At 59.8% G+C, this 22,859-nt stretch carries 23 protein-coding genes and 1 tRNA gene; 9 read left to right on the plus strand and 15 right to left on the minus strand.

Features of this window, described 5'->3' with window-relative positions:
- Positions 1 to 21: 21 nt before the first annotated feature.
- The 9 genes from ABWL39_RS16845 to ABWL39_RS16885 form a co-directional block, all read right to left on the minus strand.
- A complete protein-coding gene (locus tag ABWL39_RS16845; protein WP_367793936.1) occupies positions 22 to 1,206 on the minus strand; it encodes a tyrosine-type recombinase/integrase in 1,185 nt (394 codons plus the stop codon).
- 214 nt (positions 1,207 to 1,420) lie between these two features.
- Positions 1,421 to 2,512, minus strand: a complete 1,092-nt coding sequence (gene ychF, locus ABWL39_RS16850; RefSeq protein ID WP_367793938.1) for a redox-regulated ATPase YchF — start codon at positions 2,510 to 2,512, stop codon at positions 1,421 to 1,423.
- A complete protein-coding gene (gene pth, locus ABWL39_RS16855) occupies positions 2,509 to 3,120 on the minus strand; it encodes an aminoacyl-tRNA hydrolase (protein ID WP_367793941.1) in 612 nt (203 codons plus the stop codon). Before pth ends, ychF begins: the two co-directional genes overlap by 4 nt.
- Before the next feature lie 78 nt (positions 3,121 to 3,198).
- Positions 3,199 to 3,789 (minus strand): 50S ribosomal protein L25/general stress protein Ctc, encoded by a 591-nt coding sequence (locus ABWL39_RS16860; protein WP_367793944.1) that lies wholly within the window; start codon positions 3,787 to 3,789, stop codon positions 3,199 to 3,201.
- Between the two features lie 83 nt (positions 3,790 to 3,872).
- Complete coding sequence (locus ABWL39_RS16865) at positions 3,873 to 4,826, minus strand: ribose-phosphate pyrophosphokinase (RefSeq protein ID WP_367793947.1); 954 nt, start codon at positions 4,824 to 4,826, stop codon at positions 3,873 to 3,875.
- A 65-nt stretch (positions 4,827 to 4,891) separates the two neighbouring features.
- Positions 4,892 to 4,968 (minus strand) — tRNA-Gln (locus ABWL39_RS16870).
- Between the two features lie 18 nt (positions 4,969 to 4,986).
- Complete coding sequence (gene ispE / locus ABWL39_RS16875; protein WP_367793950.1) at positions 4,987 to 5,832, minus strand: 4-(cytidine 5'-diphospho)-2-C-methyl-D-erythritol kinase; 846 nt, start codon at positions 5,830 to 5,832, stop codon at positions 4,987 to 4,989.
- A complete protein-coding gene (lolB, locus tag ABWL39_RS16880; RefSeq protein ID WP_367793953.1) occupies positions 5,829 to 6,383 on the minus strand; it encodes a lipoprotein insertase outer membrane protein LolB in 555 nt (184 codons plus the stop codon). The genes ispE and lolB overlap by 4 nt, the downstream gene beginning before the upstream one ends.
- A complete protein-coding gene (locus tag ABWL39_RS16885) occupies positions 6,383 to 8,155 on the minus strand; it encodes a tetratricopeptide repeat protein (protein ID WP_367793956.1) in 1,773 nt (590 codons plus the stop codon). Before ABWL39_RS16885 ends, lolB begins: the two co-directional genes overlap by 1 nt.
- A 167-nt stretch (positions 8,156 to 8,322) precedes the next feature.
- Between ABWL39_RS16885 and mutM the strand changes: the two genes are divergently transcribed.
- Together mutM and ABWL39_RS16895 are read left to right on the plus strand one after the other, a co-directional pair.
- Positions 8,323 to 9,138 (plus strand): bifunctional DNA-formamidopyrimidine glycosylase/DNA-(apurinic or apyrimidinic site) lyase, encoded by an 816-nt coding sequence (gene mutM / locus ABWL39_RS16890; protein WP_367793958.1) that lies wholly within the window; start codon positions 8,323 to 8,325, stop codon positions 9,136 to 9,138.
- A gap of 133 nt (positions 9,139 to 9,271) precedes the next feature.
- Positions 9,272 to 11,239, plus strand: coding sequence for a dynamin family protein (locus ABWL39_RS16895; RefSeq protein ID WP_367793961.1), 1,968 nt, complete (start codon positions 9,272 to 9,274; stop codon positions 11,237 to 11,239).
- 93 nt (positions 11,240 to 11,332) lie between these two features.
- Here the strand turns inward: ABWL39_RS16895 and ABWL39_RS16900 are convergent, their stop codons facing one another.
- Both ABWL39_RS16900 and rsmD read right to left on the minus strand, forming a co-directional pair.
- Positions 11,333 to 11,584 (minus strand): YfhL family 4Fe-4S dicluster ferredoxin, encoded by a 252-nt coding sequence (locus ABWL39_RS16900; RefSeq protein WP_367793964.1) that lies wholly within the window; start codon positions 11,582 to 11,584, stop codon positions 11,333 to 11,335.
- Positions 11,585 to 11,654: 70 nt separating this feature from the next.
- Positions 11,655 to 12,296: a 16S rRNA (guanine(966)-N(2))-methyltransferase RsmD gene (gene rsmD / locus ABWL39_RS16905; protein ID WP_367793967.1), complete on the minus strand. Its 642-nt coding sequence runs from the start codon at positions 12,294 to 12,296 to the stop codon at positions 11,655 to 11,657.
- On the opposite strand from rsmD, the gene ftsY reads away from it, so the two are divergent.
- From ftsY to clpA, 6 genes are all read left to right on the plus strand, one after another.
- Entirely contained in the window at positions 12,295 to 13,332 is a 1,038-nt protein-coding gene (gene ftsY / locus ABWL39_RS16910) for a signal recognition particle-docking protein FtsY (protein ID WP_367793970.1), read from the plus strand. The two genes, rsmD and ftsY, sit on opposite strands and share 2 nt — an antisense overlap.
- Complete coding sequence (gene ftsE / locus ABWL39_RS16915; RefSeq protein ID WP_367793973.1) at positions 13,329 to 13,982, plus strand: cell division ATP-binding protein FtsE; 654 nt, start codon at positions 13,329 to 13,331, stop codon at positions 13,980 to 13,982. The genes ftsY and ftsE overlap by 4 nt, the downstream gene beginning before the upstream one ends.
- On the plus strand, positions 13,979 to 14,881 hold the full coding sequence (ftsX, locus tag ABWL39_RS16920) for a permease-like cell division protein FtsX (protein WP_367793976.1): 903 nt from the start codon (positions 13,979 to 13,981) through the stop codon (positions 14,879 to 14,881). Before ftsE ends, ftsX begins: the two co-directional genes overlap by 4 nt.
- Positions 14,882 to 14,992: 111 nt before the next feature.
- Positions 14,993 to 15,859, plus strand: a complete 867-nt coding sequence (gene rpoH / locus ABWL39_RS16925) for an RNA polymerase sigma factor RpoH (protein ID WP_367793979.1) — start codon at positions 14,993 to 14,995, stop codon at positions 15,857 to 15,859.
- 276 nt (positions 15,860 to 16,135) lie between these two features.
- Complete coding sequence (gene clpS / locus ABWL39_RS16930; RefSeq protein ID WP_367793982.1) at positions 16,136 to 16,444, plus strand: ATP-dependent Clp protease adapter ClpS; 309 nt, start codon at positions 16,136 to 16,138, stop codon at positions 16,442 to 16,444.
- A gap of 235 nt (positions 16,445 to 16,679) precedes the next feature.
- Positions 16,680 to 18,968, plus strand: coding sequence for an ATP-dependent Clp protease ATP-binding subunit ClpA (gene clpA, locus ABWL39_RS16935; RefSeq protein ID WP_367793984.1), 2,289 nt, complete (start codon positions 16,680 to 16,682; stop codon positions 18,966 to 18,968).
- A 72-nt stretch (positions 18,969 to 19,040) separates the two neighbouring features.
- Here the strand turns inward: clpA and ABWL39_RS16940 are convergent, their stop codons facing one another.
- Genes ABWL39_RS16940 through ABWL39_RS16950 form a run of 3 tightly spaced genes read right to left on the minus strand, consistent with a single transcriptional unit; the run spans position 19,041 to position 21,471 of the window.
- Entirely contained in the window at positions 19,041 to 20,051 is a 1,011-nt protein-coding gene (locus tag ABWL39_RS16940) for a DUF475 domain-containing protein (RefSeq protein ID WP_367793987.1), read from the minus strand.
- Positions 20,052 to 20,102: 51 nt separating this feature from the next.
- Positions 20,103 to 21,008 carry a site-specific tyrosine recombinase XerD gene (gene xerD, locus ABWL39_RS16945; protein ID WP_367793990.1) on the minus strand — a complete coding sequence of 302 codons (906 nt, stop codon included), beginning with the start codon at positions 21,006 to 21,008 and terminating at the stop codon, positions 20,103 to 20,105.
- On the minus strand, positions 20,971 to 21,471 hold the full coding sequence (locus ABWL39_RS16950) for a methylated-DNA--[protein]-cysteine S-methyltransferase (protein WP_367793992.1): 501 nt from the start codon (positions 21,469 to 21,471) through the stop codon (positions 20,971 to 20,973). The genes xerD and ABWL39_RS16950 overlap by 38 nt, the downstream gene beginning before the upstream one ends.
- 53 nt (positions 21,472 to 21,524) lie before the next feature.
- On the opposite strand from ABWL39_RS16950, the gene ABWL39_RS16955 reads away from it, so the two are divergent.
- Entirely contained in the window at positions 21,525 to 22,418 is an 894-nt protein-coding gene (locus tag ABWL39_RS16955) for an AEC family transporter (protein ID WP_367793995.1), read from the plus strand.
- A 63-nt stretch (positions 22,419 to 22,481) separates the two neighbouring features.
- Here the strand turns inward: ABWL39_RS16955 and rplS are convergent, their stop codons facing one another.
- Positions 22,482 to 22,856: a 50S ribosomal protein L19 gene (gene rplS / locus ABWL39_RS16960; RefSeq protein ID WP_367793998.1), complete on the minus strand. Its 375-nt coding sequence runs from the start codon at positions 22,854 to 22,856 to the stop codon at positions 22,482 to 22,484.
- Positions 22,857 to 22,859: the final 3 nt, after the last annotated feature.

The raw sequence follows: 22,859 nt of genomic DNA on the forward strand, positions 1-22,859 counted from the left end.
TCGCATGCCAAGACGGTAGACCTAGGGTCGCTCATGAGCGGCAGCTCTCCATTGCACGAGGTGGTCGGCCCAGTCCTGCATCATCACTTGGCGCTCCTCGAAGTAGGTGGCATGGTTGTAGGCGCGGCGCACGTTGTTTTGGTCAGAGTGCGCGAGCTGGGCTTCGATGGCATCGGGCCGGTAGCCCATCTCGTTGAGTCGGGTGCTGCCCGTGGTGCGGGTGGCATGGGGGCTGTAGGTGCCGGCCCAGCCCAGAACTTTCAAAGCCTGCCTGAGTGATGCAACGGACATCGGGGTGTTTCGGTTGTCACGGCCGGGGAAGAGGTGCTTGCGCTGTCCGGTGATGGCTTTGAGTCCCCTTAGCATCTCCACGGCCTGCATCGGCAGAGGCACCACGTGCTCTTTGCGGGCCTTCATGCGCTCTGCGGGAATACGCCATAGGGCGCGGTCCAAGTCGATCTCGGTCCATTCGGCTTCGGCGACTTCGCTGGGTCTCGCCAAGGTCCACCACATCAGCTGCATGCAATAGTTGATCTGGAAGGTGCAACGGTGGTTGTCGAAGTCGTTGAGCAGCTTGCCGATCTGCGCGGTGGTGAGGGCGGTCTTGTGCTGCGTCTTGTTGGCGGGCAAGGCCTTGCGAACGGGCCAGACGGGGTCGCTGTCGGCACGCAGCGTGGCCACGGCGTACTCGAACACGGCTGACATGGTGCGGCGGGCTTCGGCAGCCACGGTAGGGGCGCCGCGCTTGACCGTGTGCTGCAGGATGCCCAGCACGTGGGCGGGTGTGATGGCACGGATGGGCATCTGGCCGATCTCGCCAAACACCACGCGTTCCAGCATGTCCAGGCGCCGGTTCTTGGTGACGTCTTCCCAGTCTTTGGTCTGCAGCCACTCGCGCGCCACCTTCTCGAAGGTGATCTCGGCGTCGCTGGCTTGCTTGATGCGGTCGATCTGCCGCTGCTGGGCGGGGTTGATGCCTTGCTTGACGAGTTGGCGCGCTGCTTCGCACCGGTCTCGTGCCTCGGCCAGGCTGATGGCGGGGTACTCGCCCAGGGCGAACATGCTGGCCTTGCCCTCCAACGTGAACCGGTAGCGCCAAGCCTTCACGCCGCTGGGCTTGACCTCCAGACACAGGCCGCGGTGGTCAGTGAGCCGGTAAAGCTTGGGCTTGGGTTTGGCATTGCGACAGTGGGTGTCGGTCAGCATGGCGGGTGCTCGATGAAGACGATGCACTCACTGTACTCACTTGTCGCGCGACACGCAAAGATGCGTACTCACCATTGTACTCAATCAGAAGGTGGCTGCTCGCGCAATTTCTGGCAACGCCAAGAAACAACAAAGCCGCATAAGTACGCGGCTTTGTTGATGTTTTCCTGATTTCATAGTCTTTCCTGATGTTGCAGGAAAGACCGTTCGCCCACTAGACGTTAAACAGGAAGTTCATGATATCGCCATCCTTGACGACATACTCTTTACCCTCGGAGCGCATCTTGCCGGCCTCCTTGGCGCCCTGCTCGCCCTTGTAGGTGATAAAGTCGTCGAAGGCGATGGTCTGGGCACGGATGAAGCCGCGCTCGAAGTCGGTATGGATGACCCCGGCGGCCTGGGGGGCGGTGTCGCCGACGTGGATGGTCCACGCACGGACTTCCTTCACGCCGGCAGTGAAATAGGTCTGCAAGCCAAGTAGCGTGTAGCCGGCACGAATCAGGCGGTTCAGGCCGGGCTCGTCGAGCCCCATGCTTTCGAGGAATTCAACCTTATCGGCATCTTCCAGGTCTGCGATCTCGGACTCGATGGCAGCGCACAGTGCCACGACAGGCGCCCCTTCTTTCTCCGCCAGCGCCTTGAGCTTGTCCAGATGCGGGTTGTTCTCGAAACCATCCTCGGCCACGTTGGCGACGTACATCGCGGGCTTGATCGTCAGCAGGCACAACGGTTTGACGATCAGCTTCTCGTCGTCGCTCAGGTCGGCGCTGCGGGCCGGCTTACCCTCGTTCAGGTGGGGCAGCAGCTTATCGAGCACGGCGATCAGCTTTTGTGCCTCCTTGTCGCCCGATTTCGCCTTCTTGCCTTCGCGGGCCTGTGCCTTTTCGACGGAAGACAGGTCGGCAAGCGCGAGCTCGGTGCCGATCGTTTCGATGTCGGCGATCGGGTCGACCCGGCCGGCAACGTGCACGACATTGTCATCATCAAAGCAGCGGACGACATTCACGATGGCGTCCGTTTCGCGGATATTGGCCAGAAACTGGTTGCCCAACCCTTCGCCCTTGCTCGCACCGGCCACCAGGCCTGCGATGTCGACGAACTCGACGATCGCTGGCTGGATTTTCTGTGGCTTGACGATCTCGGACAGTTGGGCGAGTCGCACATCCGGCACCTCGACGATGCCGACGTTCGGCTCGATGGTACAGAATGGGTAATTGGCCGCTTCGATGCCGGCCTTGGTCAGCGCGTTGAACAGCGTGGATTTACCGACGTTGGGCAAGCCAACGATGCCGCATTTCAGGCTCATGGTTTCACTTCCGTAGAATCAGTTTTCGGTTTCGGTGGCGTATGCAACTGGTGCATGGCCTTGGGAAAATCGCCACGGCGGAGCAAGGGCAGCACGCGGAGCGAAGCATCGATGGCCTCGTCGATCACGCGTTGCTCTTCGGCTCGCGGCGGTTTCAATACATAGTTGGCAACCTCGTTGCGATCGCCCGGGTGGCCGATGCCGAGGCGCAGCCGCCAGAAATTGGGCGTCCCCAGATGGGCGATGATGTCCTTCAAGCCATTATGTCCGCCATGGCCGCCCCCCTGTTTGAGCTTGGCCGTGCCAGGCGGCATATCCAGCTCGTCGTGCACGACAAGGACCTGCTCCGGCACAATCTTGTAGAACTTGACCAGGCTCAGCACCGCGATCCCGCTGCGGTTCATGTAGGTGAGCGGCTGTTGCAGCCAGAGCTCCCCCCCCCCCGTGCCGACACGCGCGACATTAGCGTGGAATTTCGACTCGTGGCGCAGGGACAAGCGCTCGTCATGGGCGATGCAGTCCACCCACCAGAAACCGGCGTTGTGCCGGGTGGCACTATATTCGGGGCCGGGGTTGCCGAGCCCGACGATCAGCTTGATTCCGCTCATTTCGATGTACTCAAGAAAACGGCCCGTTGCCGTACCCCGGAGGGCGGACCAACGAGCCGTTCAGGGCAACAGAGACGCTTATTCAGCAGCTTCTTCGCCACCAACCTTACCGCTGCAGTTCACTACGGTTTGGTTTTCGCCACGGCTCAGGGCCACGATTTCAACGCCTTCCGGCACCTTGACGTCAGCCAGGTGGATGGAACCACCAGCTTGCAGGTTGGCCAGATCGATTTCGATGAACTCGGGCAGGCTGGCCGGCAGGCAAACCACGTCAAGTTCGTTCATCACGTGGTTGATGATGCCGCCACCGAGCTTGACGCCCGGAGCGATGTCAGCGTTCATGAAGTGCAGCGGCACCTTGATGTGCAGCTTTTCGTTCGGGTTAACGCGCTGGAAATCGACGTGCAGGATCTGTTGCTTGTAGGCGTGGTGTTGAACATCACGCAGCAGAACCTTCTCGACCTGACCACCGACGTTCAGGCTCAGAACGGACGAGTGGAACGCTTCGACGCGCAGCTGATGGAAAATCGAGTTGTGGTCGAGGCTGACGTTGGTCGGCTCGGCGCCGGCACCGTAAACGATGGCAGGTACGCGGCCAGCACGGCGCAGGCGGCGGCTCGCACCCGATCCTTGTTCGCTGCGTGCTTCTGCGAGGACTTCGAAGTTCATGGTCTTACTCCAATTTAACTGGATCATCCGCGACCAGATGACCTATCACAAAAAGCGGTGCCGGAAAGGCACCGCGCAAAAAATCAATCGACGAACAGGGAGCTGACCGACTCTTCGTTGCTGATCCGGCGCAGCGTCTCGGCCATCAGGCCGGCAATGCTGACGACGCGGATGCGGTCACAGGCCGCCGCTTCATCGGACAGCGGAATCGTGTCGGTGACGACCACTTCATCGATATCGGAATTCTTGATGCGCTCGACCGCGGCGCCGGACAACACCGGGTGCGTGGCATAAGCCAGTACACGTGCCGCGCCGTGCTGCTTCAATGCAGCGGCAGCCTTGCACAGCGTGTTGGCGGTATCGACCATGTCATCCATGATCAGACAGGTACGACCCGACACATCGCCGATGATGTGCATCACTTCAGCCACGTTGGCCTTCGGACGACGCTTGTCGATGATGGCCAGATCGGTATTCAGCTGCTTGGCCATGGCACGTGCACGCAGCACGCCCCCCACGTCGGGCGACACGACCAGCAGGTTTTCGTAGTTCTTTTCGCGCACATCGGCCAGCAGCACGGGCGTGGCATAGATATTGTCGACGGGTATATCGAAGAAGCCCTGGATCTGATCGGCGTGCAGGTCGACGGTCAACACACGATCGACACCGGCGCTGGTCAGCATGTTGGCCACGACCTTGGCCGAAATCGGCACACGCACAGAACGTGGGCGGCGGTCCTGGCGGGCATAGCCGAAATAGGGGATAGCGGCGGTAATACGGCCGGCGGACGCACGCTTCAAAGCATCGGCAATCAGCATGACTTCCATCAGGTTGTCATTGGTCGGCTGACAGGTCGACTGCAGCACAAACACGTCGCGGCCACGCACGTTTTCGAGCAGCTCGACGGTTACTTCGCCGTCGCTGAAACGGCCAACCGCGATACGGCCGAGCGTGATGTCGAGATGGCGAACAACCGCCTCGCCTAGTTTCGGGTTGGCGTTACCCGTAAAAACCATCAACCCGTCATAGGCCATCACAACACCTCAGCAAATAACAAAAAAGCGTGTAACAGGCTTGGTTACACGCTTTTTTATCGATTATCTGGCAGGGGAAGAAGGATTCGAACCTTCGCATGTCGGAATCAAAATCCGATGCCTTAACCAACTTGGCGACTCCCCTGTGGAGTACTCTCTTACATTACCACATCGTGTACAGCGGATGCTTATCCAAGCCCTTTGCCACGACCGCGGTCATTTCAAGAGGCAGCGATTTCACCACACTTTCGGCAGCTTGTCTAGTTTCAAATTCAGCAAACACACAAGCGCCGCTTCCTGTCATTTTTGCATCGCCGAACTGGCCAAGCGTTTCAATCGCCTGCTTTACTTCGGGGAAGCTGTCGCACACCACGGGCTGAAGGTCATTCCGTGTCGGCACGTCAGGAAAGGCGCGCATCGTAATGGGCTTCGTACCCCTTGTCAAGCGAGCAGAGGAAAATATCTGCGCCGTCGGCACCTGCACGCCGGGGATCACCAGCACATACCAGCGCTCGGGCAACGCGATTGCCTGCAGGTCTTCGCCCACACCTTCTGCAAACGCATTCTGACCAAATACGAACACGGGCACATCTGCACCCAGCGTCAAGCCAATAGCCTGCAACTGGCTGCGTGACAGGCCCAGCCGCCACAGGTGATTGAGCGCGATCAGCGTGGTGGCGGCATCCGAGCTGCCGCCGCCGAGCCCGCCTCCCATCGGAAGATGCTTGTCGATGGCGATGTCGACACCGTAGGTACACCCGGTCCGCTGCTGCAGCAACCGCGCCGCTCGCACGACGAGATCCTGCTCGGCCGGGACGCCAGGAATATCATTCACACGCGCCACGGCGCCATCGTCCCGCAACCGAAAATGCAGCGTGTCGGCAAAATCAATGAAGCGGAATGCGGTCTGCAGCAAGTGGTAGCCATCGTGTCGACGCCCGACGACATGCAAAAATAGGTTGAGCTTGGCGGGGGCCGGGCAGCTCAGGTCAAAACAGGGTGCAGTCACGGCGTGAGATTCCAATCATCGATGACGAGGCGGATTTCGAGTGCCTGGCGACGCAGAATCAGCTTGCCGGGCAAGGCCTGCGCATAGTTGTCGTAGTCGATGGTCCAGCCGGCCTGCTCCAGGCGGCAGGGCCTCCCCTGCTCATCTCGCTCGATACTGGCCGGCCCACCCGGCTCCGGCATGGCCTGGACCCAATAGCGCAGCCCGGATAGCGGCAGCTCCCAGCCCAGCAGCTCACGGCTCAAGCCTTCCACGGTCGGGGCAGCATGTATCGCCCCATCCCCCAGATCAAGCCGGGCGCCGGAGGAATCGATATCCAGCCGGGCAAGCTGCGTGCCGATCGGCGAGCGCAAATCGATTTCGTCGCGGCTCTCGCGGTGGCGCCAGCTAAGCTGGCCGTATTGCCCACCCTTTTTATACTTGACCCCGAGCCGGCCGCTCAGATCGAACGACGTCGCGGGCTTGCCGCCAGCGGGCGATCCAACCACGGTCGGCAACGAAGAGCAGCCCGCCATGAAAACCAGGCATGCAGACAGGAGCCAGGCACGCATCAAGGGTTGAATTTCTTGATCACCTGCAGCAATTGATCGTGTTCAGGGTTCTGCTTGAGGGCATCCTGCCAGGTCGTCTGCGCTTCCTGGCGGCGGCCCATGGACCACAGCACCTCGCCAATATGCGCGGCGATCTCAGGGTCAGGGCGGGATGAGTAGGCCTTGTTGAGATCGTCGAGCGCCTCTTCCAGCCGGCCAAGCCGGAACTTCACCCAGCCCAGGCTATCGAGGATGAAAGGGTCATCCGGATCGATCTTGCGTGCCGACTCGATCAGCTTCAGCGCCTCCTGATGGCGGTTGGTGCGGTCGGCCAGCGTATAGCCCAAGGCGTTCAACGCCATGGCGCTGTCCGGCTTGATCTTGATCGCCTGGCGCAGATCCTTCTCGACCTGGTCGATACGATCCAGGCGCTCGGCGATCATGGCACGATCGTAGAGCAGGTCGAAATTGTTCGGGTAAGTCTTGAGTGTTCCATTCAGCAGCATGTAGGCGCGTTCATACAGCTTGGCATCACGCAGCAGCTGCACTTCCATCTGCAGCCACATGACGCGCTGCTCATCGGTTTTTGCGGGCAGCTTTTCGAAATGCGACAAGGCCTCATCGAGACGCCCATCCTTCGCCAGTAGCCGTGCATACCGGCCCTGCGCTGGTGCGAAACGTTCGCCGGCGGGCACGGCCAAATAAGCCTGCTTGGCATGCTCGGTGTCGTTCATGTCCTCATAGGCTTGACCCAGCATGAGATACAGGCCGCTGGTATCGCGCAGCCCGGTGGTCTCGGCGCGCGTGAGCATGCCGATGGCGGTCTGAGGCTCCTTCATTTCCAGCGACAGGCTGGCAATCGCCAACATCAACTCGCCGTTCTGCGGTTCCTTGTCGACGATGCGCTGGAACTCGTTGCGTGCCGCCGACCATTCCCGATTGGACACGAGCAGACGGGCGTAGGTCAGACGGACATCCCGCGCATCAGGATGCTGTTTGAGATAGTCAGCCAGATAGAAACGCGCGGCATCCAGCGACTGCTTTTGCAATATCTGCGCCTGGAACAGCGCCGCCAGCTCCCATTCGGGACGCAGCGCCAAGGCGCGTGTCACCTCCTGCTGAGCAAGCTCCGCGTCGCCCGCCCGCCATGCCAGCGCCCCTACCACAAAATGCGCCTCCGCCACTGACGCATAGTCCGCAGCCAGCGTCCGGGCAAATGCCAGGGCCCCCTCCTTATCCTGCTGCTTGACCAGCATGTCGTGCAGCTCGAGCCATACCCTGGGCAGACTCACCGTCTGTTGCGCCAGCACCGCACGTAACTGCGGCAGCGCCTCGTCGTAGCTGCCCTGGCGCACCAGCAGCGAGATCAACGCATGCTTGGCGGCAAGCGACTCGGGCTCCACCTCGGACCAGGTTTGCGCATCGGCCAGCGCCTGCGACAAATGTCCGGTCACCACGGCCACCTCGGTACCACGACGCGCAATGCGTGGATCCTTGGTGCGCTTGACCAGTTCCGCATAGGCCCCGGAGGCCACATCGCCCCGGCCCCGCTGCAGGGCCACCTCACCCAGCAGCAGGCCGAACAGCACTTCGTTGGTCAACTCCTGTCGCGGCAGATTGCGCGCCTGCAGCGCCGCCAACTTGGACGGCGTAGACGGATCGCCGTCATCGTCGTCCTGCTGGCTGTCCGCGCGGGCTGCGCTGGTTTCGACGCCTGGGGCCGGCGTTTGCATTTGCGCGCAGCCGGCCAGCATAGCCAGCAGCGTTGCACCGTAAATCAGTTTGCCATTCATGGTCGGATAGTCCGCGGGGGCCTACAAATAGATGCCTGGTTGATTGGTATGGATGGACCGCCGACGCCGCGAGCAGTTCGCCGCGACATAAAGAGGCCTGCCACTGGGGCAGGTAAATGCAACATCCGTTTCTTGTATTATCACCTTTTTTTGCTGAGTTGCGAGTCATGCCCGAGCTTCCTGAAGTCGAGACTACCCGCCGCGGCATCGAGCCCAGCCTGCTCGGACAGACCATCACCGGTGCAGTGGTCCGCAATGCGGCCCTGCGCTGGCCGGTGCCGGACGACCTGAACCAGCAGCTTGCCGGCGCGAGCGTTGCCGAAGTCGCCCGCCGCGGCAAATACCTGCTGATCGACTGCGGGCGAGGCTGGATCATGATTCATCTCGGCATGTCCGGCAGCCTGCGGCTCGTCCGCAGCGGCACGCCGCCAGACAAGCATGACCATGTCGACATTGTGCTGACGAGCGGCTGGACACTCCGACTACGCGACCCACGCCGTTTCGGCGCCGTGCTCTGGGTGCCCGGGCACATCGCCAATCATCCGCTCTTGCGCGAGCTAGGCCCGGAGCCCCTGTCCCCTTCGTTCAACGCCGACTATCTATATGAAGCCACGCGAGGGCGCAGTGCCGCCATCAAGCTGGTGATCATGGATAGCCATACTGTCGTCGGCGTTGGCAACATCTATGCCAGCGAATCGCTGTTCCGCGCGGGCATCCGCCCCACCACACCGGCCCAGCGCCTCGGCCACGCGCGCTGCGCCAAGCTGGTCGAGGCCATCCAGGCCACCTTGGATGATGCGATTCGTGCCGGTGGCAGCACGCTACGCGACTTTGTCGATAGCGCCGGCAACAGCGGCTATTTTCAGCTGCAAACCTTTGTTTACGACCGTGCGGGCCAGGCCTGCCGTGTATGCGGCGGCGAAATTCGCCTGCTGAAGCAAGGCCAGCGCTCCACTTACTACTGTGTGCACTGCCAGCATTAGTGTCTGCTGAATATCTGATATTATTTTCGGATAAATGTACGCCGACCACCGAGAAACGGTGCGGCCCGCAAGCGCGGTTATGCTACATTCACCTCAATAATTCAGGAATCTTGACCGAGGGAGGTCTTGCCCCATGCCACATGACAATCTGATCGCCGATTTTGAGGCTTACAGCGGCTGGCGTTCCGCCGTTTCGCAAAGCATCGGCAGTTTCCAGAAGTGGCTGGGGGAGCAGGAGTTGGGCGACGCGCAAATTGACATGCGCATCCAGCACCTGATCGACCGGTTGCGCGAAGACAAGCTCAACGTGGCGTTCGTTGCGGAATTCTCGCGCGGCAAATCCGAGCTGATCAACGCCATCTTCTTTTCTGCCTATGGTCAGCGCATCCTGCCGTCCTCCGCCGGCCGCACGACCATGTGCCCGACCGAGCTGATGTACGACGCCACTCGCCCACCGGCTATTCAGCTGCTACCGATCGAGACGCGCGCCACCGATACCACCACGTCGGAATACAAGCGCTACCCGGACGAATGGACATCCGTGGCACTCGATGTGGATTCGGGCGACAACATGCAAGCGGCCTTCCAGAAGGTGGGCGAAACCCGCAAGGTCACACCTGACGAGGCGGCCAAATATGGCCTCTACCGTGCGGACAATCCGGACGACCAGCTCGCCATCGACAGCGAAGGGCAGATCGAGATTCCTTGCTGGCGACACGCCATCATCAATTTTCCGCACCCGCTCCTGCAGCAGGGGCTGGTCATTCTCGACACACCGGGCCTCAACGCGATCGGCACCGAGCCCGAGCTGACGCTGAACCTGCTGCCCAACGCGCACGCCATCCTGTTCATTCTCGCGGCCGACACCGGCGTCACCAAGTCGGATATCGACGTATGGCGCAACCACATCGGAAACCAGGCGGGCCGCAGCCGTGGCCGCCTGGTCGTGCTGAACAAGATCGATGGCCTGTGGGACGACCTCAAGACCGAAGACGAAATCAACGCCGAGATTCAGAAGCAGGTCGATACCAGCGCCGAACTGCTGGGTCTGAAGCCTACACAGGTATTCCCCGTCTCAGCCCAGAAAGCGCTGGTCGCCAAGATCAACAACGACGACACACTACTTGAAAAGACAAGGCTTGGCCGGCTGGAGCGCGCGCTGTCGGACGAGCTGATCCCGTCCAAACAGGAGATCGTGCGCGACAGCACCCAGAACGAGATGGAGGACCTGGTCAGTGGTGCACGCCAAATCCTCAACTCACGCCGGGCCGGTGTCGCCGACCAGTTGGGTGAGCTGAAGGGCCTGCGTGGCAAGAACCAGGACGTCATCGAACACATGATGGAGAAGGTCAAGCAGGAGAAGGAACACTTCGAACGCGGCCTGCAGCGCTTCCAGGCGCTACGTTCCGTGTTCTCGCAGCAGACCAACATCCTGTTCGGTTATCTCGGCATGGATAGCCTGCGCGATGAGATCGCGAAGATCCGTAACGAAATGGACAACAGCGCCTTCTCCTCGGGTCTCACCAATGCGATGAACCGTTTCTTCAAGGAGACCAACGGCTCGATCGCCAAGTCCGCCGAGCAGATCGCGGAAATCCAGTCGATGATGGCCGGCATGTACAAGAAATTCAGCGAGGAACACGGCCTGTCACAAGTCGCACCGGCACCGTTCTCGACCCTCAAGTATCACAAGGAGATCGCCCGCCTGGAGCGCAGCTACAAGGAACACTTTAACACGCTGGGCAATATCATTTCGACCTACAAGAACACGCTCGCACGCAAGTTCTTCGAAACCATTGCCAGCCGCGTGGTGTATGTGTTCGAGGTCGCCAACCGAGATGTCGAGAACTGGCTCAAGACCATCATGGCACCGATGGAAACGCAGGTCCGCGAGCATCAGCTGCAGTTGCGCCGCCGTCTCGAGAGCGTCAAGCGCATCCATCGCGCAACCGATACGCTGGAAGATCGTATTGCAGAACTCGAACAGATCGAGGCCAATATCATCGAGCAACTCGGCCAACTCGATCGCTACATGAAGTCGATCTACCAGTCGCTCAACGACGACACGATTGCCACACACAAGACGGCACAAGTCGCCTGATCTCGTCCCAACGTAAAAAGCCCGCATCATGTGCGGGCTTTTTGCTTTTGGATATGGCAACGGTACGCTGCCATATTGCTACATCGTTGCGGCCTATTTTGCGCCGTGCAGCCTGGTGTACTTGTCCATCAGTTGGTCCTGGCTTTCCTTGCGGTCAGGATCAAGCGGAATGCAGTCCACCGGGCAAACCTGCTGGCACTGCGGCTCATCGTAGTGGCCAACGCACTCGGTGCACAGGTTCGGGTCGATCTGATAAATCTCCGGGCCCTGCGAAATCGCGCTATTCGGGCACTCTGGCTCGCAGACGTCGCAATTGATGCATTCGTCGGTAATCATCAAAGCCATACTAAATTCCTCAACTATTACATGCACAGAATTGTGTCACCTCGCGCCGGACAGCGCAAGCGTGGATACCCTAGGTGTCTGATTTATCGCTACTTCCCGCTCGCAGCAGGAGGTAATTCACCTTGCCCGCGCAACCCTGCCGGTAAATATCCCACCCAACGGGCAGCGACGGCACATCCGCCGTCTCCACGTAAATGTAGCCATTAGGCACGACACGCCCAGCTACCGCCGGCAGCACAGTCGCCAACAGCTCACTGCCGAACGGTGGATCGAGCAGCACCAGGTCGAACTGCTCATGCGCACTGGCAAGATAGCGCTGCGCATCGGCATTGACGACCTCGATGCTCTTCGCCCCTAGCAGCGACACATTCTCTTTCAGGGCCTGAACGACGGGCCGAGCCAGCTCGACCATGACGACCCGCGACGCATGGCGCGAGGCGGCCTCGAACCCCAGCGCACCACTGCCGGCGAACAGGTCGAGACAACGCCAGCCAGTCAGATCCTGGCCCAGCCAGTTGAACAGCGTCTCGCGTACACGGTCTGGAGACGGCCGCAGCCCTTGATGATCGGGGAAGGAAATCAGGCGCCGTTTCCACTGGCCAGAGACAATGCGGACTTTATTGCGATACATGTGGTATGTGCCGGGATGGCGCGAGACAAGATAAACGGTAAAATTATACCCGACCGACCAGCCATGATTCGACCAACGCATGTTCAATTTCTTCAAATCGGATAAACCGAAACCCGACGCGACACCTGACGCCCCGGCCGCCCCAACCGCAGCCCCCGTCGTCAGCACGCCGCAAGCCCAGCCCCAGCCCGCCCCTCAAGAGGCGAAGCCGCACTGGCTCAGCCGCCTCAAGAGCGGCCTGAGCAAGACTCGCACACAGCTGGGCAAGCAATTCACCGTACTGTTCCGCGGCCGCAAGATTGACGAAGAGCTGTACGAGGAACTGGAAACCATCCTGCTGACCGGCGACGTCGGCGTGGACGCGACGCAGCACCTGCTCGAAGACATCCGCACGCGCGTCGCCAAGCAGAACCTCGACGATGCAGAGCAGCTGAAGAGTGCGCTGCAGCAGTCCTTTGCCGAGCTGATACAACCGCTGGAAAAACCGCTCGACATCTCGACGCACAAGCCCTTCATCATCATGCTTGCAGGTGTCAACGGCGCGGGCAAGACCACCTCCATCGGCAAACTGGCGAAGTACTTCCAGTCCCAAGGAAAGACGGTCCTGCTGGCAGCTGGCGACACCTTCCGCGCGGCTGCCCGCGAACAGCTTATCGCCTGGGGCGAGCGCAACGGTGTGTCGGTGATCGCCCAGGAGTCGGGTGATGCTGCGGCCGTAATCTTCGATGCCATCAACGCCGCCAAGGCACGGGGCATCGATATCGTCCTGGCGGATACGGCGGGGCGCCTGCCGACCCAGCTTCACCTGATGGAAGAGATCAAGAAGGTCAAGCGCGTCATCCAGAAGGCCGACCCGACCGGTCCGCACGAGGTGCTACTCGTGCTCGACGCCAATACTGGCCAAAACGCCCTCAACCAGGTCAAGACGTTCGACGACGCACTGGGCCTGACGGGCCTGGTAGTCACCAAGCTGGATGGCACCGCCAAGGGGGGCGTGATCGCGGCAATCGCCAAACAGCGGCCGGTGCCGATCCGCTTTATTGGTGTCGGCGAGCAGATCGACGATCTGCGGCCCTTCCGCTGCGCAGAATACGCTGAGGCGATGTTCAACGAATGATCCAGTTCAGCCAGGTCGTCAAACGCTATCCCGGCGGTTACGAAGCCCTCAGGAACATCAGCTTCGAGATCGACAAGGGTGAGATGGTGCTGCTGTCCGGCCACTCCGGGGCGGGGAAATCGACACTGCTCAAGCTGATTTCCGGCATGGAGCGCCCCACTTCCGGCAAGGTCGTCGTCAACGGGCAGGATGTCGGGCAACTGCGCGATGGTGCCATTCCCTATTTACGTCGCAACTTCGGCCTGATCTTCCAGGATCACAAGCTACTGTTCGACCGCTCGGTTCAAGATAACGTCAAGCTCGCCCTGGCCATCACCGATTTTTCCCCCAAAGACGCGACCAAGCGGACACATGCCGCGCTGGAGCGAGTCGGCCTGCTCGACAAGGCAAAGCAGAACCCCATCCACCTCTCGGGTGGCGAGCAGCAACGCCTGTGCATCGCCCGCGCGATCGTCCACCGGCCGAGCATCGTGCTGGCGGACGAGCCGACAGGTAACCTGGACCACGCCTACGCCGAGGACATCATGGATCTGTTCGAGTCCTTCAACCAGGTGGGCGTCACCATCGTGCTCTCCACCCATGACGAGGGGTTTCTCAAGCATCGGCCGCATCGCATCCTGCGGCTCAAGCAGGGGGGGCTGAGCCAGTGATCTGGGTTCATCAACAGGTATCGGCGCTCTCCCAAGCCGTCCGCAACATGCTCAAGGCGCCCTTCACGACACTGCTCAACGTCGTGGTAATCGGCATCGTGCTGTGCTTGCCGCTCACGCTGTACACGGCGCTGCTCAATCTGGAGCAGCTTGCCGGCAAGCTGCCCGAGCAGAACCAGATTACGATCTACCTGAAAACATCGAGCAACAATACCGACCTCGCCAATTTGCAGAGAAAATACGGGCAGGTAGCCGGCATCGCCAAGATCGAAGCCATTCCCCGCCTCAAGGCCGTGGAACACATGCAGCGGCAAGGGCTAGGAGAAGTACTGGCGGCGCTGCCGGACAACCCGCTGCCCGACGCCCTGCAGATCACCCCAGCCACAGCCGACAGCACGGTCTTGGACAAGCTCGTTGCGCAGCTCAAGGCAGAGCCGATGGTCGAGCAATTGCGCTTCGATGCGGAGTGGGCTCGCCGGCTCGAGAGTGTGTTGCAGTTTGGCGGCAACATCGCGCTTCTACTCTCGATTGCGCTGGGCACGGCGCTCGTCGTGGTAACTGGCAACGCCATCCGCATGCAGGTGCTGCAACGGCGCGAGGAGGTGGAAATCACCAAGCTGATTGGTGGCACCAACCAGTTCATCCGCCGCCCCTTCATCTATTTCGGCCTGATCCAGGGCCTGCTGGGCGGCCTGTGCGCCTGCGCCCTGCTGGCCCTGGTGGTTTACCAGCTCAGCCCGGCCGTCAACAGCCTTGCTCACAGCTATGGCAGCAACTTTACCGTGCACCTGCCGGCCCTCACCGCCCTGCTAGGCGGCATTGCTCTGGCCGGTGCGCTGTGCTGGCTCGGCTCACTGCTGGCGGTCAATCGCTTCCTCGGACAGCTGAAGACCCGCTAAGCCGCCCCTATCCACGACATAGCAATTTTCAATCGCGCCCGGCGAACTTTCCGGCTACATTAGCACTCATATGTCCGGAGTGCTAAACTGCACCAGAAGGAGAATTTCTGCATGACCTACGCGATGAGCTTGCCCATTGTTTCCGACGCCAGCAGCCTGGAACATTACATCCAGACTGTGAACAGCATTCCCTTGCTGTCCCAAGACGAAGAGACCGAACTGGCCGAACGTCTGCAGCGCCAGAACGATCTTGAAGCAGCCCGCAAGATGGTGATGTCGCATCTGCGTGTCGTGGTGTCGATTGCCCGCGGCTATGCGGGGTATGGCCTGCCTCAGGCCGACCTGATCCAGGAAGGCAATATCGGGCTCATGAAGGCTGTCAAACGCTTCGAGCCCAACCGTGGTGTTCGCCTCTTTTCGTTTGCCGTGCACTGGATAAAGGCGGAGATTCATGAGTTCATCCTGAAGAACTGGCGCCTGGTCAAAGTTGCGACAACCAAGTCGCAACGCAAGCTGTTCTTCAATCTGCGCAGCATGAAGTCCGGCCTGCATAGCCTAACGCCAAACGAAGCTCGGGACATCGCCACACAGCTCGGGGTAAAGCCCGAAGAGGTGCTGGAGATGGAAATGCGCATGGGCGGCCAAGACATCGCGCTGGAATCGCACAACGACGACGGCGAAGAGGCCTACGCGCCGATCGATTGGCTCGCCGATGAAGACAATGAGCCGACGCGAACCATCGAGCGGCGTGCCACGGATCACCTTCACGGCGAGGGGCTCGAGCATGCGTTGCTCAGCCTGGATGATCGTAGCCGCCGCATCGTACAGGCGCGTTGGCTGGCCGACGACGGCGAAGGCAAGACGCTGCACGACCTGGCGGCAGAATTTGGCGTCTCGGCCGAGCGTATCCGTCAGATCGAGGCCAAGGCCCTGCAGAAGATGAAGACTGCGCTGATGGCCTTGCCTGCGACGCTCTAACCCTCACCGCTTTACCCCCAGCGGGGTGGCTCAATCCGCCCCGTTTCTTTTCTCCTGTGTCTGCGAGAAAATATCCCATTGTCAGCACACGCCATAAACACATGTTTTTAATGGTATTTTTACTTTAAAAACGGCCTTGAAAAATCTCTACGCCGCGCCAAAATTAGTATTGAGTGAGCAGATATATGCTGGCCCCCTTGGCTAACGGCTGATGATTGTTGCGTAACGACGCGAATCAAGGTACTTAAGTAACTGTAGCTTTGTGGTCCAGCAGTCATGTCTACCCAGTTCAACAACGAGTCAGTACTCTCACCCGACAAACAGAAGCTGAAGCCACCGTCGATGTACAAGGTGGTTCTGCTAAATGACGATTACACACCGATGGAGTTCGTGGTCGTCGTTCTGCAGCAGTTTTTCCATTTGGGTCGTGAACAAGCAACACGTGTGATGCTCAAAGTCCATACCGAGGGGCGCGGGATCTGCGGGGTTTACCCCCGTGATATTGCAGCCACCAAGGTGGACCAGGTTCTTGAGTTCGCACGCCAGCACCACCATCCATTGCAGTGTGTGATGGAGGAAAACTGAACGTCGGTGGCTCACGCCGCCGGGTTCAGCCGTGGGGGCGGAGAAGTGAGACATAACAATAAACGACAAAGTGGGCTGGCCGTAGCGCCCACACCCTTCCGGGCCAGCGCCGGCAACGACGTCTGGCATTGTCGTGGGACGCATGCGGAGATACACACCGAGGCGCATACCACTCCTGGCTCCACGCCGCGTTTGGCGTAGACGCAAGGTCGTTACCTAACGGGATAGGCTTTATATGATCGCCCAAGAGTTGGAAGTGACACTGCACATGGCATTCATGGATGCCAGGCAAAAGCGCCATGAGTTCATCACGGTCGAGCATCTATTACTCGCCATGCTGGATAACCCGACGGCGGCCGAGGTGCTGCGCGCCTGCGCCGTCAACATGGATGACCTGAAGAAAAGCCTCACCGATTTCATCAATGAGCATACGCCCATCGTTTCCGGCAGTGACGAGGTCGACACACAACCGACACTGGGTTTCCAACGCGTCATTCAGCGCGCGATCCTGCATGTCCAATCGTCAGGAAAGAAAGAGGTCAACGGGGCCAACGTCCTGGTTGCGATCTTTGGGGAAAAGGATTCCCACGCGGTGTTCTTCCTGCACCAGCAGGGCGTGACCCGCCTCGATGTGGTGAACTACATCTCGCACGGCATCACCAAGACCAGCTCCGGCTCCGCCTCGACACCACCGTCTCATAGCAAACCCGAGAGCGAGCAGGAAAGCGAGCAAGAGAGCACAGGCTCCGGCGCGCTGGAAAACTACACGCAAAACCTCAACGTGATGGCAGCCAACGGCAAGATCGACCCACTGATTGGCCGCGACAGCGAGCTCGAGCGCGTGATTCAGGTCCTGTGCCGTCGCCGCAAGAACAACCCGCTGTTGGTAGGCGAAGCTGGCGTGGGCAAGACAGCCATCGCCGAGGGTCTGGCCAAACGTATCGTCGAGGAAGACGTACCCGACGTGTTGGCGCGCTCTACCGTCTATTCGCTCGACATGGGAGCACTGCTTGCCGGCACAAAATACCGAGGCGACTTCGAGCAGCGGCTCAAGGCGGTCATCAAGCAGCTGACGGCCGATCCGCACGCGATCCTGTTCATCGACGAAATCCATACCCTGGTTGGCGCCGGCGCAGCATCCGGCGGTACGCTGGATGCATCCAATCTGCTCAAGCCTGCACTGTCGAACGGCTCGCTGCGTTGCATTGGTGCCACGACCTATAACGAGTTCCGTGGCGTCTTCGAGAAGGATCATGCGCTGTCTCGCCGCTTCCAGAAAATCGACGTCAACGAGCCAACCGTCGACCAGACGGTGGAAATCTTGCGTGGGCTTAAGTCGCGCTTTGAAGACCACCATGGCGTCAAATACACGCAAGCGGCGTTGACGACGGCAGCGGAGCTGTCCGCGCGCTTTATCAACGACCGCCATTTGCCGGACAAGGCGATCGACGTGATCGACGAAGCCGGCGCGGCTCAGCGCATCCTGCCGAAGTCCAAGCAGAAGCGAACCATTGGCAAGGGCGAGATTGAGGAGATTATCGCCAAGATTGCGCGCATCCCGCCGAAGAATGTATCGAGCGACGACCGCAACTCGCTGAAGACACTCGACCGCGACCTCAAGAATGTCGTCTTCGGGCAGGACAAGGCAATCGATGCGCTGGCGTCCGCCATCAAGATGGCCCGCTCCGGTTTGGGCAACCCGCAAAAACCGATCGGCAACTTCCTGTTTAGCGGCCCGACCGGTGTCGGCAAGACAGAGGCCGCCCGCCAGCTGGCCTATATTCTGGGTATCGAGTTGATCCGCTTCGACATGTCGGAGTACATGGAGCGGCACGCAGTCAGCCGATTGATCGGCGCGCCCCCCGGCTACGTTGGTTTTGAGCAGGGCGGCCTGCTGACCGAGCAGATCACCAAGCATCCCTATGCGGTGTTGTTGCTTGACGAGATCGAAAAGGCGCATCCGGACATCTTCAATGTGCTGCTGCAGGTGATGGACCATGGCACGCTGACCGATAACAATGGCCGGAAGGCCGACTTCCGCAATGTGATCATCATCATGACCACCAATGCGGGTGCCGATTCGTTGAGCAAGCCGTCGATCGGCTTCACGAGCAGCAAGCAGGCAGGTGACGAGATGCAGGACATCAAGCGCCTGTTCTCACCCGAGTTCCGCAACCGCCTGGATGCGACAATTGCCTTCAACGCGCTGGATGAAGAAGTCATCCTGCGCGTCGTGGACAAGTTCCTGCTGCAACTCGAAGCCCAGTTGCACGAGAAGAAGGTCGATATCCACTTCTCGGATGCCCTACGCCACCATCTGGCGAAGACGGGCTTCGACCCGGTGATGGGCGCACGGCCAATGTCCAGGCTGATTCAGGACACCATCCGCAAGGCACTGGCGGACGAACTGCTGTTCGGGCGTCTGGCCAGCGGCGGTCAGGTGACGGTAGATGTGACTGCCGATGGAGAGATCAGGCTCGATATCCAATCCACATCCGACATTGAGTCCGTCACGAGCAGCTGACGCCATCGGTGCAACTAAAGCGCAAGGGCCGCAATCGCGGCCCTTGTTTTTTCAGACACCAGACAAGCCACCTTATCGGCTGCGCACCCGTTGGTTATGCAAAATCGACGAGATCAGCGCCAAGACGATCAGGCCCGCCCCCAGCCCACCGGTCACCGCCTCCGGCACATGAACGATGGTGGATAACAACATGATGGCGGCCAGTATCCCGATCGCCCAGAACGCGCCATGTTCCAGATAGCGATATTGCGTCAGGGTGCCTTTATCCACCAGGAAAATGGTCATCGCGCGGACAAACATGGCCCCGATGCCCAAACCTGCTGCAATGATGAAGATATTGTTCGATAGCGCGAAAGCGCCGATTACACCGTCGAAACTGAACGATGCGTCGACCAGCTCGAGATAAACAAAACCAGCGAGACCGGATTTGGCCACCTCGGTCGCACTCTCCTCGTCGCCAAACACGGCACCAATACCATCGACAACAATGTAGGTCACCAGCCCCCAGATACCGGCAAGCAGGAAGCGTGCTTGTTCTTCTGCCGGGACAAAACCAGCGATGATGGCAAGTACGGCCAGTGCCAAGGCCAGCTCGACCATGCGCAACCGCCCTACCTTGGACAACGGTGCCTCGAGCACGTGAATCCAGTGCACATCCTTTTCGAAGTCGACAAAGTACTTGAGGAAAACCAGCAACAGAAAGGCCCCGCCAAACGCCGCAATCTCTACATGCGCGGCAACCAGGTGTGCGGCGTAGTCATCCGGGCGATTGACCGCCATGGTGAAGACCTCGATCGGGCCAAGATGAGCGACAACGGATACGATCAGCACCGGGAATACCACGCGCATGCCAAACACCGCGATCACCATGCCCCAGGTCAGGAAGCGACGACGCCACGGCTCATCCATGGAGCGCAGTACCGTGGCATTGACCACTGCGTTATCGAATGACAGAGAGGTTTCCATGACGCCCAGAACGGCGCCGATCCACACCCCCTTCCAGCCCTGCAGCCAATAGCAGAATGCCAGACAAAGCACCATGAATAGAAAAGAACCGGAAAAATACCGTGAGAGTGCTTGCATGGGTGTCACTTCGTTGGAAAGCGGCGATGTTGAGGTAGCCAGAACCTGGCGTCAACCGCGCGGGTGGTGTTCGGCATGGAGTCGTTTGAGCCGCTCCTTGGCGACGTGGGTGTAAATCTGCGTAGTCGATATATCCGCATGGCCCAGTAGCAACTGGACAACCCGGAGATCGGCGCCATGGTTCAATAAATGGGTGGCAAAAGCGTGACGCAAGGTGTGCGGGGAAATCTGCGTCGCAGAAATACCCGCCATTGGCGCGTACTTCTTCACCAGGGTCCAAAACATCTGGCGCGTCATCGCCTCGCCCCTCACCGTAACGAACAAAGCCGCCGTGGCGCCAGGTTTGGTAAGCAGCCCCCGGGCATCCCGCATATAGCGTTCAATCCAGTGGGCAGCCTCCTCCCCCAGCGGCACCATCCGTTGCTTGCTGCCCTTTCCCATGGCACTGACAACCCCGGCATTGAGATCCACATCCGCCAGCTTCAGATTAGTCAGCTCCGATACCCGCAGGCCGGTTGCATAGATCACCTCCAGCATGGCCTTGTCACGCAAGCCTAGCGGGGTGTCCAGGTCAGGGGCCGCCAGCAGCAAGTCGACGGCCATCTCACCCAGGCTCTTGGGTAAGGGGCGCACACGCTGAGGTGGGTCTAGCCGCAGGCTTGGATCGATCTGCAACCGGCCTTCCATCACATAAAACCGGTAGAAGCGTTTTGCGCTCGAGACAAAGCGTGCGGCCGAGCTTGCCTTTACCTCCTTGTCCCGAAACAAATGGGCGAGGTAGTCCTGCAGATGCACCACCTCTGCCCGCAATGGGTCCCCTACGCCGTGAATATCTGCCAGCCAGATCGCAAATGAAGTCAGATCGCGACGATAGGCAAGAATCGTGTTCTCCGCCAGCCCGTCGCTGAGCAGCAATGAATCACAGAAGAGATCGAGAGAATCCAGTGAGTCCTTCATGCCACAGCAACCATTGTTTGATCGAGAGCATTTCCGCCCCGGATTGATGATTGAACCCACCCCAGCCAGAGCTGGACAGCACCCGGTGACAAGGTACGACGATGGGAATGGGATTGTCACCGCAGGCCTGCCCCACAGCCCGGGCGACAGAACCCAGCCGTGCGGCGAGTTCACCGTAGCTCAGGGTTGTCCCCGCTGGAATTGCAGATATCCCGAGCCAGACACGACGCTGGAACTCGGTTCCGGCTGGTGCGAGCGGCAGCTCGAAACGAAAGCGAGGATCCGCCACATAGGCATCGAGCTGAGCACAAACGAGCTCGGCCAGATCCGTCAAGGCCGGTCTCGGCGGCACGGAGACCGGGAGAAAGTCGATTGCAAGCACGCCCTGGCTACCCGTCACAATACCGAGGGCCGTGCAGGGTAAATGATGGATCGCATCATATGGCTTGATTGTGGTTTTCAACACTGTCCTCCCCGATTCGCTTCGTTACAATCGTGCTTTCGGTGATTCACGACATGAACCCAACACTCATTCTACTCCCCGATTTTGCACTGATTCTGTTCGGTTACGGTCTGCGGCGATCCGCCCAGTTTGACGACGCATTCTGGCGCGGTATCGAGAAGTTCATCTACTTCGTTCTCTTTCCGCCACTGCTGTTCCGCGCACTGGTCAAGGCACACCTCGATTTTGTGGCGAGTACCCCCATGCTGCTCGCCGGCCTCGGCTTCACGGCCTTTGGCCTGATGCTGGGGTATATCGCACGCCCTTACTTGAAATTGTCTCCGGCGTCGTTTGCCTCAGGCATTCAAGCTGCGTTTCGCTTCAATTCCTATGTCGGCTTTGCCATCATCGGCACTCTGGACGGCCAGGCCGGGATTGCCGCGATCGCCTTGCTGTTCGGGCTGATGATCCCGCTGGTCAATATCGTCTCAGTTTCCTTGCTGGCCCATCACGCCCAAGGCAATATCCTGCGGGAGCTTGCGAGCAACCCGCTGATTGGCGGCATCATCGTCGGTTTGGCCTGCAATCTGGCGGGCATTGCGCCGCCCTACTGGGTCATGCACGCCATCGGTGCGCTTGCCGACGCAGCCCTGCCGATGGGCTTGATATCCGTTGGGGCTGGCCTGCGCTTCAGCACATGGAGCCGGCATCCAGGCGTGATTGCCTACTGGAGCGGGATCAAGCTTGTCGCGGTCCCTGCCTGCGCCAGCCTGCTCGTTTCCTGGCTCGATATTTCCGCCGTCTATCGTGATGCAGCGTTGATAATGAGCACCTTACCGGCAGCCACATCTTGCTACATTCTTGCCGTCAGAATGGGGGGGGATGGCATTCTCGCCGCCTCATTGGTGACAGCAACCACGCTGGGCGGCATGCTCTCCATCCCGCTCTGGCTCGCGTACTGGTACTGACCGACGCCTCATCAAAAAAAACGCCGCTGTTTCCAGCGGCGTTTCCATGCGTACGAGCGTTGATTACGCTTGAACGACCTTGCGAGCAGGCAGCTTTTCCTTGATGCGTGCCGACTTGCCCGAACGATCGCGCAGGTAGTACAGCTTGGCACGACGCACATCACCACGACGCTTCACTTCGATCGAAGCAACGAGCGGCGAGTAGGTCTGGAAAGTACGCTCAACGCCTTCGCCAGACGAAATCTTGCGCACGATGAACGCGCTGTTCAGGCCGCGATTTCGCTTGGCGATTACGACACCTTCATACGCCTGCAGACGCTCACGGTTGCCTTCCTTTACCTTTACCTGAACGATAACGGTATCGCCGGGTGCAAATTCAGGAATGGTCTTGTTCAGGCGAGCGATTTCTTCCTGCTCGAGTTGTTGAATCAGATTCATGTT

Origin of the sequence: Chitinivorax sp. PXF-14 (assembly GCF_040812015.1) — a bacterium.
In the GTDB taxonomy this organism is placed as follows: domain Bacteria; phylum Pseudomonadota; class Gammaproteobacteria; order Burkholderiales; family SCOH01; genus JBFNXJ01.